This is a genomic window from Mesorhizobium sp. M0293, from assembly GCF_040321735.1.
GTDB lineage: Bacteria > Pseudomonadota > Alphaproteobacteria > Rhizobiales > Rhizobiaceae > Mesorhizobium.
This window is the reverse complement of the sequence record NZ_JAMYSA010000040.1, coordinates 1-12,842: the sequence shown is the minus strand read 5'-3', so window position 1 is coordinate 12,842 and position 12,842 is coordinate 1. Positions and strand designations below refer to the sequence as shown.

At 59.9% G+C, this 12,842-nt stretch carries 14 protein-coding genes; 10 read left to right on the top strand and 4 right to left on the bottom strand.

Annotation, left to right across the window (positions count from 1 at the left end; genetic code table 11):
* Positions 1-49: 49 nt before the first annotated feature.
* Both NKJ06_RS16840 and NKJ06_RS16835 read right to left on the bottom strand, forming a co-directional pair.
* The gene (locus NKJ06_RS16840; protein WP_352810264.1) at positions 50-1,021 is read right to left on the bottom strand and encodes a type II secretion system F family protein; all 972 of its coding nucleotides are present in this window, start codon (positions 1,019-1,021) and stop codon (positions 50-52) included.
* Positions 1,021-2,409, bottom strand: coding sequence for a TadA family conjugal transfer-associated ATPase (locus NKJ06_RS16835; protein ID WP_352810263.1), 1,389 nt, complete (start codon positions 2,407-2,409; stop codon positions 1,021-1,023). The genes NKJ06_RS16840 and NKJ06_RS16835 overlap by 1 nt, the downstream gene beginning before the upstream one ends.
* A 531-nt stretch (positions 2,410-2,940) precedes the next feature.
* Between NKJ06_RS16835 and NKJ06_RS16830 the strand changes: the two genes are divergently transcribed.
* The 10 genes from NKJ06_RS16830 to NKJ06_RS16785 all read left to right on the top strand — a co-directional run bounded on the left by NKJ06_RS16830 (position 2,941) and on the right by NKJ06_RS16785 (position 11,095).
* Positions 2,941-3,165: a Flp family type IVb pilin gene (locus NKJ06_RS16830; RefSeq protein WP_352810262.1), complete on the top strand. Its 225-nt coding sequence runs from the start codon at positions 2,941-2,943 to the stop codon at positions 3,163-3,165.
* Positions 3,166-3,263: 98 nt separating this feature from the next.
* Positions 3,264-4,304 (top strand): Flp pilus assembly protein CpaB, encoded by a 1,041-nt coding sequence (gene cpaB / locus NKJ06_RS16825; RefSeq protein ID WP_352810261.1) that lies wholly within the window; start codon positions 3,264-3,266, stop codon positions 4,302-4,304.
* 54 nt (positions 4,305-4,358) lie between these two features.
* A complete protein-coding gene (locus NKJ06_RS16820; RefSeq protein ID WP_352810260.1) occupies positions 4,359-5,804 on the top strand; it encodes a type II and III secretion system protein family protein in 1,446 nt (481 codons plus the stop codon).
* Entirely contained in the window at positions 5,791-6,081 is a 291-nt protein-coding gene (locus NKJ06_RS16815) for a hypothetical protein (protein ID WP_352810259.1), read from the top strand. Before NKJ06_RS16820 ends, NKJ06_RS16815 begins: the two co-directional genes overlap by 14 nt.
* 71 nt (positions 6,082-6,152) lie before the next feature.
* Positions 6,153-7,634, top strand: coding sequence for a TadE/TadG family type IV pilus assembly protein (locus NKJ06_RS16810; protein WP_352810258.1), 1,482 nt, complete (start codon positions 6,153-6,155; stop codon positions 7,632-7,634).
* A gap of 4 nt (positions 7,635-7,638) precedes the next feature.
* The gene (locus NKJ06_RS16805; protein WP_352810256.1) at positions 7,639-8,133 is read left to right on the top strand and encodes a TadE/TadG family type IV pilus assembly protein; all 495 of its coding nucleotides are present in this window, start codon (positions 7,639-7,641) and stop codon (positions 8,131-8,133) included.
* Positions 8,127-8,759, top strand: a complete 633-nt coding sequence (locus NKJ06_RS16800) for a TadE/TadG family type IV pilus assembly protein (RefSeq protein ID WP_352810255.1) — start codon at positions 8,127-8,129, stop codon at positions 8,757-8,759. The genes NKJ06_RS16805 and NKJ06_RS16800 overlap by 7 nt, the downstream gene beginning before the upstream one ends.
* Complete coding sequence (locus NKJ06_RS16795) at positions 8,756-9,919, top strand: CpaE/TadZ family protein (protein ID WP_352810254.1); 1,164 nt, start codon at positions 8,756-8,758, stop codon at positions 9,917-9,919. The genes NKJ06_RS16800 and NKJ06_RS16795 overlap by 4 nt, the downstream gene beginning before the upstream one ends.
* On the top strand, positions 9,903-10,508 hold the full coding sequence (locus NKJ06_RS16790; protein ID WP_352629557.1) for a L,D-transpeptidase: 606 nt from the start codon (positions 9,903-9,905) through the stop codon (positions 10,506-10,508). Before NKJ06_RS16795 ends, NKJ06_RS16790 begins: the two co-directional genes overlap by 17 nt.
* Positions 10,505-11,095, top strand: a complete 591-nt coding sequence (locus NKJ06_RS16785; protein ID WP_352629570.1) for a hypothetical protein — start codon at positions 10,505-10,507, stop codon at positions 11,093-11,095. Before NKJ06_RS16790 ends, NKJ06_RS16785 begins: the two co-directional genes overlap by 4 nt.
* 15 nt (positions 11,096-11,110) lie before the next feature.
* Here NKJ06_RS16785 and NKJ06_RS16780 read toward each other — a convergent pair whose 3' ends face one another.
* On the bottom strand, positions 11,111-11,647 hold the full coding sequence (locus tag NKJ06_RS16780; protein ID WP_352629577.1) for a hypothetical protein: 537 nt from the start codon (positions 11,645-11,647) through the stop codon (positions 11,111-11,113).
* Between the two features lie 86 nt (positions 11,648-11,733).
* Positions 11,734-12,582, bottom strand: a complete 849-nt coding sequence (gene fghA / locus NKJ06_RS16775) for an S-formylglutathione hydrolase (RefSeq protein ID WP_352810253.1) — start codon at positions 12,580-12,582, stop codon at positions 11,734-11,736.
* Positions 12,583-12,842 lie beyond the last annotated feature (260 nt).

Below are 12,842 nucleotides of genomic sequence, written 5' to 3'. Positions count from 1 at the left end.
CAGAAAGCTCAGGTCGTTGGTTATAGAAAGCAGGTTGATGATAAGCTCCTCAAAAATCGAAATTGACCATTCGATACATGATGAAGTCGCCTAGCAGAGCCCATATGCCAAAGCCCAAAAACACAGGCGTAATCATCGGGTCGTGCCAAACCTTGCCATAGTAGGACGGGGCAGTGATCTGAAGGATCAGGAACATCACAATTGGAAATAGCGAGATGATCCAGGCTGAGACGCGGCCTTCAGACGAAAGCGCTCTTATTTTCATCCGCAACTTCTGGCGTTCACGCAGAACCGAGGAAAGGTTGGCAAGAATTTCGGTAAGATTGCCGCCGGTTTTGGACTGAATGGAGAGCGATATCGAAAGTAGGTGGAGGCCCTCGAACCCGACCCGCTGAGACAGTTTTCGCACGGCTTGTTCAATACTCAGACCAAAGGTGATCTCATCGGATACGATTCCGAATTCCGTGCCCAGAGGATCAGGCATCTCGCGTGCCACAAGGCCAATGGCCACGGAGGCTGGATGTCCGGCGCGCAGCGAGCGCACGATCATGTCGAGAGCATTCGGGAGTTGTTTGGCGAACTTCTGGATTCGCTTATTGCGAGCGCGGCGAAGCATGAGAAGGGGCAACACAAACCCGACAACCAGAAATACAACGAGCGCCAGTAGGGCCGACAAGCCCAAGAGGAACGACAGCAGCAGTGCCAATGCCAACCCGGCACAGACGAATATGCCGGCGAATGTGAGTGGATTTCCGGTGATGCCGGATTGGGTATAGAGCCTGTTCAGCCCGATCAGCCCAAAAAGAAAGTCGCCAGATTCCGTCAAACCCCGCTCGCGGAGAAGGTTTTGCAGAGTCCGTTCAGCCGGAACTTCATCAGACAGTCGCTTCAACCGACGATTGATGGCGCCGACCGCTGCACGGCGCCCGGCAAAGGAAAGATACAGAGCCTCGCCGGCGAGGATGACCGACGCAGCCGCAAGCGCGTAAATGAAATAAAGCAATGCCTGGCCGGTCAGCATCAGAGCGCAACCTGCGGATTGAAGGCGTCCTTGTTGAAATGGTGTCCTAGCGTTGCCGCTTCCGCCGCGAACCTCGGCCTGACACCCGTGGCGCGAAATTCCCCGATGATCGTGCCATCGGCGGCGACATCGCGCCGGACGAAATGATAGATTTCCTGCAGTTGCACGACATTGCCCTCCATGCCGGTGATTTCCGAGATCGATGTCACGCGCCTGCCGCCGTCCGACAGTCTTTGTGTCTGCACGATGATGTCGATGGCCGAAGCGATCTGCGCCCGGATGGACTCGTGCGTCATCGGCATCCCAGCCATGCCGACCATCTGCTCGAGCCGCGAAATCCCGTCGCGCGGGGTGTTGGCGTGGATGGTGGTCATCGAGCCCTCATGCCCGGTGTTCATGGCCTGCAGCATGTCGAAAGCTTCCTCGCCGCGCACTTCGCCGACGATGATCCGGTCCGGCCGCATGCGCAACGCATTTTTGACCAGCTCGCGCTGGCGAACCTCACCTTTCCCTTCAACACTGGGCGGACGTGTCTCCAGCCGGCCGACATGCGGCTGCTGCAATTGCAGTTCCGCTGCATCCTCGATGGTGATCAGTCGCTCCCTGGACGGGATGTAGCTCGACAGCGCATTGAGCAAGGTCGTCTTGCCGCTGCCGGTGCCGCCCGAAACCAGGATCGACTTGCGTGCCTGCACCGCGATACGCAGCATGTCGATCATCGGCTGTTTGATCGAGTTGAGCGCCATCAGGCGTTCGAGCGAATACGGGTTCTTGGAGAACTTGCGGATCGACACCAGCGGGCCGTCGACCGAGATCGGCCGCACCGCGATGTTGACGCGCGATCCGTCTTCCAGCCGCGCATCGACCATGGGCGACGATTCATCGACGCGGCGGCCTATGGCGGAGACGATCTTGTTGATGATGCGCAGCAGATGCGCCTCGTCACGAAACCGGATTAGCGTCTCTTCGACCAAGCCACGCCGCTCGATAAAGACGCGCTTGTGGGTGTTGATCAGGATGTCGGTAATGGAATCGTCCTTGAGCAGTGGCTCAATCGGCCCCAGCCCGAGCATCTCGTCGGCGGTGTCGCTGGTCAACTGATCGAGCTCCCGCGCATTCAGCGGCACATTTCGATTTCGCACGAACTCGCGGACGATCGGACGGATCTCATTCAGGATCTCATCCTTGGACGCATTTTCCAGAGCGGTCAGATTGAACCGATCGATAAGGTGGCGATGAAGCTCGACCTTAAGGGTCAGGAAATCGTCGCCATGCGATTCAATATCAGCGGCTGGCGAAAGGGCCGGAGCAACAGGCAGCACCGCCAACCGCTCCGCCTTTGTCGCTGCCTGCTGCTCGCCTGGCCCTTTGATAAACCGCCCCAGCATAATTGCTTATACTCCCCTCGGACTCACATTAGAGAAAACTAACTGTTAACCACCGGGGGCACAAGCGCCCAGACGCCCCACGCACAGCCAATACTTTCTACATAGTTAAGAGCAGGAGCCTGAAATAACGTGTTTATTTGAGATGGCCATCTGTTCGCGGTCAGAGCGTCGACGCCGTTTTCCGCGTCCGTTTGTTTTTCGGCGCCAAACCGCCCCGGAAAGGCTGCTAAACCCTTAGATATAAAGGAATATGCATTATAGCTAATGCTTTCCTAATTTCGCCACATCCGCGGCAAAATTGTGAACGGATGGTTAAGGACGGTTGAAAAATGAAAAAAATCAATCCCTTGAGAAGGTCTCGGTTTGCAATATTCTTGCCGAATCACGTATATGAAAGTTAAGGAACCCTTAATCTCGTTTGACTCTGCATTTTCTCGGGACCTAGGATCGAGATGACGGGGGATGCTTGGGTATGGATTTCATCCTTTGCTCTGTCTCGTCGGGTTCTAACCTCCAAAGGGAGAAATTGGCATGAAGAAGCTCATGACGATGACCCGGCAGTTCCGCGACGATGAAAACGGCGCTGCCATGGTCGAATATTCCATCCTGGTCGGCATCATCGCTGCGGCGTCGCTGCTGGCAATCCTAGCGATCGGCGCCTGGGTCGGAGACCAGTTTACCGGCCTTTGCGCAAACCTTGACGGCAAGGGCGTGGACGCGCTCGGCACGGGTTCTGGGGCTTGCGATCCGTCGTAATCATATATCGCTGGGTCGGGATCGCTCGATCTCGACCCAGGTTTTCTGCATCGAAAAGAAATTAGCTTCGCCCTTGGGGGGCGAGTTGGGGTGGGAAGATGCGCGCCAATACTCTCATCATGATTGTCCTCGCCGGCGTGTTCGGCGTGCTGGCGGTGGTGCTTGCCAATATCTGGCTGGCCAGCCAGCGCAATGCGATGGCACAGTCGAATGGCGCCCAGCGCGACACGGTCGTGGTGGCGGCAATGCCGCTGAAATTCGGCGATACCCTAAGCGTCGACAAGCTGCGTGAAATTCCCTGGCCAGCGGGCGCAATACCGGCAGGCGCTTTCAAGACGACAAAGGATGCCATGGCCGGCGAAGGCACAAGGCAGGCGCTTCAAACGATAAGCGCAAATGAACCTATTCTAGCCAGCAAGATCACCGGTCCAGGCCAGCGTGCCACACTTTCCGCGGTACTCGGCGACGGCATGAAAGCTGTTTCCATTCGGGTCAACGACGTGCTTGGCGTTGCCGGCTTCGTCTTCCCGGGCGACCGTGTCGACATACTTCTGACGCGCTCTGCGCGCGGCGACGACGGTGCGGACAGGAGTTTTGTCGATGTACTGCTGCAGAGCATGAAGGTGCTCGCCATCGACCAGGTTGCCGATGTGAGCAAGGACAATCCGACGGTGGTGAAGTCCGTGACGCTGGAGGCCAGCACCAAGGATGCGCAGAAGCTGACCCTTGCAGCGGGCGCGGGTCAGTTGTCGCTGGCGCTTCGCCAGGCGGCGGCCAGCAAGGGCGAAATGACCGAACGGGTGACACTTTCCGACCTGACCGGCGATACGCCGGAAGACGTCGCCAAGCGGCAGGCTGAGCTCGACAAGAAGGCAGCAGCGGAAGCCGCGGCCGCGGAGGAACGCAAACGCGCCGAAGACAGGATCGCCGGGTTGACGCAGGCTGTGGAAAAAGTGGGAAGCCGCCTCGATGAACTGGGCAAGGTAAAGCCCGCCCCGGTCGTGGTGACGGCACCCGCACCGCAGCCTGTCGTCAAGGAAGTGGTCAAATATGTGACCCCCGCGCCGCCGGTACAAGTGACGGTGGGCGTCTTTCGAGGCGTTAAACTCGAGACATATGACGTGCCGCGACAACCATGATACAGTGCGGCAAATAAGACGGAGCTGCCACCGGCAGCGATTGGGGAGACGGGGATGCAGGGGTCTAAGTTGAGGGTGGCGGCGGCCGCGTTATCTTGTCTGGCAGCGCTGTTGCTTTCGGGCTTTGCTGCCTATGCAGCCGACCGCTTCATCGATGTATCGACCCCAAGCGTCCATCGGATTTTCCTGCCGATGTCGCAATCGGTGACGGTCCAGGTGAGTGCCAATCTGGGCGACATCGTCGTTGGCGACGAGAAGATCGCCGATGCCCAGCCGATGACCGACCGCACGCTCTATGTCATCGGCAAGGGCACCGGCACAACCACGGTCAATCTTTTCTCCACGGACAAGCGCTCGCTCGGCGCCCTCCAGATCGAGGTCGGCGTCGATGTCAGCGACATGGCGCAGGCGATCCGCCAGGTGGCACCGAGGTCGCGCATTGAAATCGGCTCGATCAACGGCAAAGTCAGGCTCGGCGGCCATGTCAAGGACGGCGCGACGCTGGAGGCCATCATGCAAGTTGCGCAGCAGTATGGTCCCGACGCCATCATCAACTCCGTTACTGTCGATGACAGCCAGCAGGTCAATCTGGAAGTGCGCGTGCTGGAAGCCAAGCGCAATGCCGGCCGCGATCTCGGCGTTTCGATCCGAACCAAGAACAACAGCGGCACAACTCGTAGCGGAACGGGCATTGCCGCCGTCGACGAAGACAATGTGGTGGCCGGAACGGGCAATATTATCAGCGGCCTCCTTTCGAACAGCAATCCCTTCGCGGCACTGATCACCCGAGTCATCGACAGCAACATCAAGGTGGATCTGATCATCGAAGCGCTCGAAGCCAAGGGTGTCGTGCGAACGCTGGCCGAGCCCAATCTGACCACGCTTTCCGGAGAAACGGCCAGTTTCAACGCCGGCGGCCAGGTCCCGATCCGCAGTGTCACCGCCGATGGCCAGATCCAGATCGAGTACAAGCAGTTCGGCGTCAATCTTCTGTTCACGCCGGTCGTGCTCGCCGACGACAAGATCCATATGAAGCTTGCGCCGGAGGTGAGCGACCTGACCGGCTTCACCACCGCCGGCGACCCGATCTTCACCAACCGCAAATTGGATACCGTCGTCGAACTGCGCGACGGCCAGAGCTTCGCGGTCGGCGGCCTACTGTCCAGCAAGACCACCAAGCAGCAGGACCAGGTGCCGTGGCTCGGCCAGGTGCCGGTCATCGGGACGCTGTTTCGCAATTCGAGCAACCAGAAGGAAGAGACCGAACTGGTGGTCATCGTCACGCCGCATATCGTGCGGCCGGTGAAGCCCGGCGAGCAGCTGGCGACGCCGTTCGACAAGACGCGGCCCGCCAACGATCCGGAATTCTTCGTGCTCGGCCAGCTTGAAGTGACCAAGGACATGGTCCGCAAATATGAACTGGGCGAAGGCGTCACCGGCCCCTATGGCCACATGCTCGACTTCAAATCGAAGGACAAGATGCTCTATGTCAAGAAATAGCGCCTTGATCCTCATCCTGTGCGCCGGTGCGCTGTCGGGCTGCGCCGCGGACTATCTGAACCATTACGATTCGGTGACCCTGGCCGCCGGCGACACGCAGAAGTTCAATTCGCTCCTGCAGACGGTCGACCCGCTCAATCCGGCGTCCAACAATACGAAGATCGAAGGCGACGGCACGCGCGCCGCACTTGTTGCGCACAACTACAAATTTCCACCGCCGCCACCACCGCCGCCGGCGATTACGGTCAATGTCGGCGGATCGGGCGTGACACAGTGAACTGAACGGAAGGATGCGGAGGGCGCCGGGCATGCGAGGGGCCCTGGTGCAAGAAAGCAGAGAGTAAGGTCATGTTGGGGACCATTCGTGCCTTCTGGAACGATCAACGCGGTATAGCGATGATCCTGGTGGCGATCATGCTGCCGGTGCTTATCGGCTTCGCCCTGCTTGCCATCGACATGAGCCGGGCCAACGGACTCCATAACGATTTGCAGAAGGGTGTTGATGCCTACGCGCTCGCGGCAGCCGCCGAGTTGGATGGCAACGCCGATGCGATCACCCGGGCCAACCGGGCAATTGACAATCTCCTTACCAACAGCACCAAGTTTTCAACTTCGAATGATCACACGCTGGCGCGCGCCGACCTGACCATCACATTCCTGACGGGTATACCTGCCAGTGACAGCACTCTTTTGAGTGCCGTCGGAGTCGACGGCAATGGCGTGAACTGGGCAAGCACCGATCCCAAAGCCGTTAAATTCGCGGAGGTGACGGTGAACCCCTCCGGGGTGGCGGATGGCGCGGGTGCCTTCACGACGATCTTCCCTGCGAGCTTCATCGGCAGCAACGACACGATGGACATACAGCCACAGGCTGTTGCGGGCTTCACCAATGCATTGTGCCAGTTCACACCGATGTTCATCTGCAACCCATACACCTCGGTGAGCGCACTCCAGACGGCCCTTTCGGGAACCAAGAAACCGATGATCTGGCTGAAGGAGCAGGGTGGCAACGACGCCCAATATCTTCCCGGCAACTACGGTTTCCTTTCATCGCCGGAAGGGGACAAAGATACTGGCTCAATTACGGAAATGTTCGCGGTGACCAACCCGCCCGCTTGCTATGACCAAAGTGGGGTAACGACTCGCCCCGGTGACATCCCCCCGGTTAATAACGGCATCAATACGCGCTTCGACATCTACGACAACAGCGGCCCTTACAAAACCGATCCAGCCATCAATCCGCCGGCCCCCAATGTCCGCAAGGGCATGGTTGTGAAGAATGCAGGCAAGTCAAACTGCACCTACGATGCGCCCAACAGCGGGCAGGCGAATAACTACAAGGCATTGCCTAGGGACAATTGCTTTACATCGGGCAGTTGTTCGCAAGCTGGAGTGCTGGGCGATGGCACCTGGGACTTCGCGGGCTACTGGTCCGTCAACCATGGCAATGCAAGCACTGCTGAGGTGACAACCTCCTGTGGCGCAAGCCCCAGCCGGTACTGTGTTTACAAATACGAAATCGACAATCCGACCTTGAAGAGCGGGCAGGAAAAGACGGACCCCCAATGCAATACGACGACGCAGGGCGCTGACCGGCGACTTCTTTATGTCGCGATCATTGATTGCGTTAGCAACTTGGTCAAAAACAAGGGGGTCAAAGGGGGCCATCAGACCCTGCCGGTACAAGCGTTTGGCAGTGTGTTCGTGACTGAAACGGCCGGAGGGCCGCCTAACGCGGACATCTATGGCGAGATGCAGGATATCAGCACGGTCGTCGGCCAGGGCACGCTGAAGAAGCTTCAGCGCAACGAAGCTCAATTGTACCGGTAGCGCCATGCTGACCGAGCTCATAAACATAATACGGAAGTTTAATCGTGACGACTGCGGCACCGCCCTGGTCGAGGTTGCCATCACCGTCCCCTTGGTGCTGCTGCTGTCGGCGGGTGTCTTTGAATTCTCAAACATTCTTAACACGCGCCTGCTGCTCGCAGCTGGCGTGGAGGACGCGGCCCGCTATATGGCGCGCTGCAGCGACAGCAACTGGAACAATTGCGTTACGTTGGGGACAAATCTCGCAGTGAACGGCGCCGCCATCGGTGGCAGCGCCAGGGTCACGGGATGGACCACGGCAGAAGTCCACGTCACTACGACCCATACGGACGCGGTCGACGGTAGTGGAACCCAGCTCTACCTGAGCAACACGGGCAAAGTGGACGTCGTCAAGGTCAGCACCACGCTGCCCTACAGCGGCGTCGTGTTTTGGGATTTTCTGGGTTTTGGAACGATCGACATCACCGTATCGCATCAGGAGCGCGTCTTCGGATGGTGATGGAAAAAAGAAGATTCAGCGCGGAGCAGTCGGGTACCACGATGGTTGAAATGGCCATCGCCATGCCGTTGCTGCTTACACTTGTGCTCGGGTTCGTCGACTTCGGCTACGCCTACTACCAGTGGAACGCAGGCAACAAGGCCGTGCAGGCGGGCGCAAGGCTGGCGCGGATTTCCACGCCAGTCGCCATCGGACTGCCTCTCGAAGCAAAAACCCCCAGCGTTGCCACGGATGTTGGAAACGCGGTGCCAGCCGGCACGTATGATTATGCCTGCACTGCGAACGTAGCAGGTGTCGCTTGCTGCAGCATCGGGCCTGGCACGTGCGACGCCTCGAACGCGAGCCAAGCCTCGTTCGATGCGATCTATGACGGCACCGCCAACCGTGCCGGAATGCACGACTTCCTGCCGATGCTGGAGAAATCGCAGGTGCGGATCGAATATGCCGCCTCTGGCCTCGGCTACTGGACGCGGCCCAACGGGCCGGTGCCGACGATCACCGTCAGCATCACCAACCATCCCTTCCAGTTCTTCTTCCTGGGCGGACTTCTCGGATTCGGAAACATCACCATGCCCTCCATGCTGAGCACGGTCACGGGCGAAGACCTAAAGAGTACCTGGCCATGAATGCCATCAACACCAAGGTTACGCCGACCAAGCGCAAGCAGGTTGCGCTGTTCTCTTCGGATGCGGATTTCAAGCGGGATGTGGCGACGCGGCTCGATGCGCTGGCGATCTATGATGTCAAGGTTTCCGAGACGGGCGATTTTCTCAAGGGTCCGCCGGCCGATACGCGCCCGGGCATTGTCATCCTCGATCTCGGCAATGGCGAGCTGCTCGGCAGGCCCGGCATTGTCGAGGCGCGCGCGCTGTGGGCTACCGTGCCGCTGATTGCGGTTTCCGACGAGTTGACCTCGGAGCAGACGCGCGTGCTGGTGCGCATGAACGCCTCGGACTGGCTGCACAAGCCGCTCGACGGCAAGGAGCTGCTCAACGCGGTGACCTTCCACGATACCGGCAACCAGGGAACCAAAAGCCGGATCATCACCTTCATCGGCGCCAGCGGCGGCGCGGGCGCCACGACGCTGGCACTGTCGGCGGCCGAATTCCTGGCCTCGAAATCCGCCGAACGCGCGGCTTCGACCTGCCTGGTCGATCTTGATTTCCAGGCCGCCAATTGCGGCGCCTATCTCAATTTGTTCAACCAGTTCGATCTTGCCGGCATCATCGGCCAGCCGGAACGGCTCGATGTCGAGCTGATGGATGTGATCAAGCTTTCGCGCCCGTCCGGCCTCACCCTCTATGCGTTCGAGCGGCCGCAACTGCCGTTCGAGCCGCATGGCAGCGATTTCGTCTTCCGGCTTCTGGACCTCGTCGCCTACCGCTTCGACGACATCGTTATCGACCTGCCCAATCTCGAAACGCCCTGGCACAATTCCGTGCTGTCGACGAGCGACGAGATCTTCATCGTCTTCGAACTCAATGTCGCTTCGCTGCGGCAAGGCAAGCGGCTCTACAAGAAGATCCGCGAGCTGCGCGGCAATGCCGTCAGCATCACGCTGGTCGCCAACAAGCACAAGCGCAAGTGGTTCGGGAACCACTTTTCGCGCAGCGAGCTCGAAAAGATATTCAAGGCGCCGCACATCAAGTCGGTGGCGCTGGACAACGCGCTTCTGACCGATGCACTGAACAGGGCCATCCCGCCATCGGAAGTGGATGGGAGGGCGCGCTTCAACAAGGATCTGAAGCGGATGTTCAAAGAGCGGCTCGATGACGCTGCCCGATAGATATCGGATCGCGAGATATCGGATCGCTGGGCGGCTCGCCGGCGCCTGCGTGCTCGGCGTGGCGCTGGCGCTGTCCGTCCACGATTTCGCCGACGCGCGATCGGGACTTGCCGAGCGGCCGCCGCTGCCGGCGATGGGCCCCAGCCTGCGCAAGGCCGTTGCCTTTCCAACCACCGAGCAGCCGGGAACGATCATCATCCGCAAGGATGAGAAGGCGCTTTACCTGGTGACCCGCCAGGGCCAGGCGCTGCGCTACCAGATCAGCGTCGGGCGCGACGGGTTCGGCTGGACCGGCGTCGTCAAGGTGGGGGCGAAGACCGAATGGCCGGAGTGGCGCCCGCCACAGGAAATGCGGGCCCGCCAGCCGGAGCTGCCGAAAATGGTGCCCGCCGGTCCCTACAATCCACTCGGCGCAAGGGCGCTCTATTTGTCTCGGGACGGGCGCGACACGCTCTACCGCATTCACGGCACCAACGATCCGTCAGGGGTCGGCTTCGACGGGACATCGGGCTGTTTTCGGCTCACCAACACGGATGTGATCGATCTTTTCAAGCGCGTCGCGGTCGGCGCAAAGGTGGTGGTCCAATGACGACGATCAGCGAACCGGACATGCCGGCGATCGACATCGGAAACCATGAGCAGCGCGAACAGGGCGCCATCGAGAAACCCAGCAAGACAAAGACGGTTGGCATTCTCATCGCCAGCGGTGCCTTGCTGATCACCGCCGTCAACATGGCGGCCGCGATCTATCTCTATCGCGGCATGAGCGACCTGCGTTTCGTCGAAGCGCGGCTGGAGCAGCTCGGCGCGTTCGAGCAGCGGATCGCGGCACGGCTCGACACGGTCAATAACGGCTTCCAGAGCAGGTTCGAGAAACTGGACAGCCAACTGCAAGGCAGCTTCAACGAGATCGATGGCAGCATTGCCCGGCTGGGACAGAATGTGCCGGTCGCCGGCGGCGAGGCCATGCCGAGTGCGGCGGAACCGTCCGAGATCACCACCAGTACGCTGGCGGAAGCGCCCGAAGCTCTCGAAGGCGAGAGCGAACCGAGCGTCATCGAAGCGCCGCGTGCGCCGAGGAAGAGGATCGCGCCGGCCTCGCCCCCTGCCCCAAGCTCCAACTACCAACGCATGGAGCAACCTGACGGCAAGGTCTATTACCGCAGGATCAACTAGACCGCCTGGAACAGTTTAGAGATCGCGCTGCAGGGCCAGGCTGCGGATGATCCGGGCTTCGGTCCGCGCCCGCGCTTCGCCGAGGAAGGCGATGTGGCAGTATGCACAGGCCGTGACGCCCAGAAGCAGCACCAGGCTGTTCTTCAAGGTGAAATCGACCGTCAGCGAGAATGGAAGACCGCTCGGCGACGTGAACGCGGCAATCGTGCTCGCCGTTTCCGGATGACTGCCGACCGCGATCATCAGCCCGGCGAAAATCAGGGCGACGTGGTTGGCGAGGAAGAAGAAAGCCGACCTTCTGGTGTTGCACGCCATCCAGCAGACGATCGATGCCGCGGCAAGGATGGCGGCGTCGAGAGCCATCGAGCCCCCCAGATTGACATCGACCTGCTGCCAAAGCATCGTCGCCAACGGACGCAGTTCAAGCCATATCCACCATGCGGTGGGGCTGGCTGGATAGGCTCCCAGCAAGAACGTCGCCATGCGCTCCCCTGCCAGGATCGCAAGAATGAGAAACGGGAAGGCAAAAAGCAGAAGCGGCTTGCGTTTCATGTTCCCTCGACAATCTGCCAGCCAAGATAGACTGCATAGATTGCGCAAGGCTTAACGGCCGACGGTCGAGATAGGCCCAAATCGGCTTATGACGAAAGCCGTTCCGCATGCCATTTCAGATGGTCGTCCATGAAACTGGAAATGAAGAAATACGAGTGGTCGTAGCCGTCCTGCATGCGTAGCGTCAGCGGGATGCCAGCCTTGGCGCAGGCCGCTTCCAGAAGCCAGGGCCTCAGCCCGTCATTCAGAAATCCGTCCGACGTTCCCTGATCGATGAGAAACCCCGGAAAACGGTGTCCATCCTCGATGAGCGAGGTGGCGTCGTAGCCGCGCCACGAGGCCTCGTCGTTGCCGAGATACTTTTCGAAGGCCGGTCTCGACCAGCCGGCGGTGGCCGGCTGCACGATCGGCGCAAACGCCGAGCAGCTTTTGAAGCGCTCTGGATTTTTCAGCCCAATCGTCAGCGCGCCGTGGCCGCCCATCGAGTGGCCAAAGATCGCCTGGCGCCTCAGGTCGGCCGGAAATTCCTGCGCGATCAGAGCCGGCAGTTCCTCAGTGACATAGGAATACATGCGATAGTTCTTCGCGTAAGGCTGCTGCGTCGCATCGACATAGAAGCCCGCGCCACTGCCGAACTGCCAATTGCCCTTCTCGTCGGGAATGTCGGCACCACGCGGACTGGTGTCGGGACAAACGACGATCAGGCCAAGCTCCGCGGCCATCCGCCTGTATTCGCCCTTGTCCATCACATTGGCATGGGTGCAGGTGAGGCCGGAGAGGTACCACACTACGGGGCAAGGCGCTTCACGGGCCTGCGGTGGTACAAAAACGGCAAAAGTCATGTCGCAGGCGCAGGCATCCGAAGCGTGGGAATAGACGCCCTGCACGCCGCCATGCGACCTGGCGGCGGAGATGATCTTCATCTGTTCTGACATGTGCTTTTTCTCCGCCAATTTCAAAACGCCAACCATGGTCGCCGTCAATACGGCATCGGTCGGGATCGCGGCAACCCTGGAGGATGGACCATGATCCGGATTCCGTGGGGTGACGCATGTCTGGTCGACCGGGGGGGGGGGGGGGAAGGGGAGTACCAAAATCCCCCCCGCGGTCTGGCCGTGTGGGGGGGGGCGGGGTTTTGGGTAACAAGCATGTACCGGGGGGGGGTTGGGAGGCACAGAAGGGAGACACCAACCCG